General features: G+C 62.4%; 2 protein-coding genes. One reads left to right on the top strand and one right to left on the bottom strand.

Features of this window, described 5'->3' with window-relative positions:
• Window positions 1-796 (bottom strand): 23S rRNA pseudouridine(955/2504/2580) synthase RluC (gene rluC, locus HP546_RS28250; protein WP_172232515.1); only part of this gene is annotated, 796 nt, incomplete at its 3' end.
• 798 nt (window positions 797-1594) lie between these two features.
• On the opposite strand from rluC, the gene rne reads away from it, so the two are divergent.
• The coding region (gene rne / locus HP546_RS28245; protein ID WP_172232512.1) for a ribonuclease E at window positions 1595-3105 on the top strand (1511 nt) is incomplete at its 3' end.

Here is a 3105-nt window from a genome sequence, read left to right as displayed (position 1 = left end):
CGCCATACTTGCTGTCGCCGGCAATCATGTGCCCGGCATGCAGGGTGTGCACACGAATCTGATGGGTGCGACCGGTAATGGGACGCGCCTCGACAATGGTGGCGAAATCGCCAAAGCGGCGCAGCACGCGGAACAGGGTCAGTGCCTCCTTGCCCTCGTCGTTGACTTCGACCATGCGCTCGCCAGAGCGCAGGTTGCTTTTGAGCAACGGCGCGTTGACCTGTTTTTTTGCGGTTGGCCAGTGGCCGCGCACCAGCGCCATGTAGCGTTTGTCGACACCATCGCCGCGCAACGCGGCATGCAGGTGGCGCAGCATGCTGCGTTTCTTGGCAATCATCAGCAGGCCGGAGGTGTCGCGGTCCAGGCGGTGCACCAGCTCCAGCTCCTTGGCGTCCGGGCGCAGCTGACGCAGCGCCTCGATGACGCCAAAGCTCAGGCCGCTGCCGCCGTGCACGGCAATGCCGGCCGGTTTGTTCATCACGATCAGGGCCTTGTCTTCGTAGACAATGGCCGCCTCAAGGCGCTGCAGCAGGCCCTGGGCCACCGGCGCCGGAGCATCACGCTCGGGCAGGCGGACCGGCGGTACGCGCACGATGTCACCGGCCTGGATCTTGTATTCCGGCTTGACGCGCCCTTTGTTGACCCGCACCTCACCCTTGCGCAGGATGCGGTAGACCAAGGTCTTGGGCACGCCCTTGAGGGCCGTGATGAGGAAATTGTCGATGCGTTGGCCGGCAAGCTCCGGCGCGACTTCGATCAGCTGAACGCCGGAAGTCGGAGGGGTATTGGTCGTCATGGCGGGATCATAACAATTTTTTATGGAATTGAAGCACTTAATCATTGCTGCTATAGTCGCGAACGCCGCCAAAAGCGGCAGGCCAGCGGAATCAGGCTCTTGGCCGGTCCCTGACCATCGCAATTCTCCAGGACGCGAGGCCGTCCTACGGGGTTTTCGCCAGTTTACCGAATTGCCTGGAATCGCCACCAGCGCTGTGTAGAGAAGACCGAAAAAAACGACAAGTGCGGTGTTTCACCTGCTTACCCGATTCTTTTCGCTGTACCTCTGCCCGCCCCGTCGCTTCCACGCAACGCACGGCGAATGCTTCGGAAATACCTGCCTTGGACATGAATGGCGTCAGCGTCGAACCAGCGCTGGCGAAAAATGCAACCCGTTGCGGATTCAGCGCGCGGCAGCACCCGAATTATCAGGGATACGTGCAGGGTGGAGATGCACAGCCCTCGGACCGTGTAGCACCGCGTCCGGCCACCGGCCCACTGATATGGCCGGCGAGCGGATAAGGTCCTGAACAGATGCCCCCGGGCGTCCACGGCTGAAGGTTGATTCCTCCTCCTGACTGAGTGCACAAGGCCCGCTTGGTTGATTCGGATTCCAATTCGAAGCCACCGGGGCCTTGTTGGCACCGCAGCAAACAGGACGCGTCGTCGCGACAACGGCAGGCTGGGCAACCGGCTGGTGCCGAACGTCGCTCGACACGGGGGTGGCCCCGCCACCCTTTGCGCACCTTGGCACCGACCATGAGACGTCGTGTGTGCCGAACGCCGTTTCCGGCAGCCCGGAAACCGACGGTACAACATGAAAAGAATGCTGATTAACGCAACTCAACCCGAAGAGTTGCGTGTAGCCCTGGTGGACGGCCAACGTCTCTACGACCTGGACATCGAGTCCGGCGCGCGCGAGCAGAAAAAGGCCAACATCTACAAAGGCAAGATCACCCGCATCGAACCCAGCCTCGAAGCCGCCTTCGTCGACTTCGGTTCCGAACGTCACGGCTTCCTGCCGCTGAAAGAAATCTCCCGCGAATACTTCAAGAAAGCCCCTGAAGGCCGGGTCAACATCAAGGAAGTGCTCAGCGAAGGCCAGGAAGTCATCGTCCAGGTCGAGAAGGAAGAGCGCGGCAACAAAGGCGCCGCCCTCACCACCTTCATCAGCCTGGCCGGCCGCTACCTGGTGCTGATGCCCAACAACCCGCGTGCCGGTGGCATCTCGCGCCGCATCGAAGGCGAAGAGCGCAACGAGCTGCGCGAAGCCCTGAACGGCCTGACCGTACCGGGCGACATGGGCCTGATCGTGCGCACTGCCGGCCTTGGCCGCAGCAGCGAAGAAATGCAGTGGGACCTCGACTACCTGCTGCAGCTGTGGACCGCCATCAAGGAAGCGTCCCTGGACCGCGCCGCGCCGTTCCTGATCTATCAGGAAAGCAACGTCATCATCCGCGCCATCCGCGACTACCTGCGCCAGGACATCGGCGAAGTGCTGATCGACAGCATCGATGCCCAGGAAGAAGCCCTCACCTTCATCCGCCAGGTGATGCCGCAGTACGCCAGCAAGGTCAAACTGTACGAAGACAGCGTACCGCTGTTCAACCGCTTCCAGATCGAAAGCCAGATCGAAACCGCCTTCCAGCGCGTGGTCGAACTGCCGTCCGGCGGCTCGATCGTGATCGACCCGACCGAAGCCCTGGTGTCCATCGACATCAACTCGGCGCGCGCCACCAAAGGCAGCGACATCGAAGAAACCGCCCTGCAGACCAACCTGGAAGCGGCCGAAGAAATCGCCCGCCAGCTGCGCCTGCGTGACATCGGCGGCCTGATTGTCATCGACTTCATCGACATGACCCCGGCGAAGAACCAGCGCGCTGTTGAAGAGCGCGTACGCGAATGCCTGGAAGCCGACCGCGCCCGCGTGCAGGTTGGCCGCATCTCGCGCTTCGGCCTGCTGGAAATGTCCCGTCAGCGCCTGCGTCCATCGCTGGGCGAAAGCAGCGGCATCGTCTGCCCGCGCTGCTCCGGCACCGGCATCATCCGTGACGTCGAGTCGCTGTCGCTGGCCATCCTGCGCCTGATCGAAGAAGAAGCCCTGAAGGACCGCACCGCCGAGGTACGCGCCCAGGTGCCAATCCCGGTGGCCGCGTTCCTGCTCAACGAGAAGCGCAACTCGATCACCAAGATCGAACTGCGTACCCGTGCGCGCATCATCATCCTGCCGAACGATCACCTGGAAACCCCGCACTTCGAAGTCCAGCGCCTGCGCGACGACAACCCGGAAGTGCTGAACAACCAGTCCAGCTACGAGATCGCGGCTGC

The organism is Pseudomonas sp. CM25, assembly GCF_013179705.1.
Classification (GTDB): domain Bacteria; phylum Pseudomonadota; class Gammaproteobacteria; order Pseudomonadales; family Pseudomonadaceae; genus Aquipseudomonas.
Note: the sequence above shows the minus strand (reverse complement) of the source record. Positions and strands in the feature narration are given on the sequence as shown.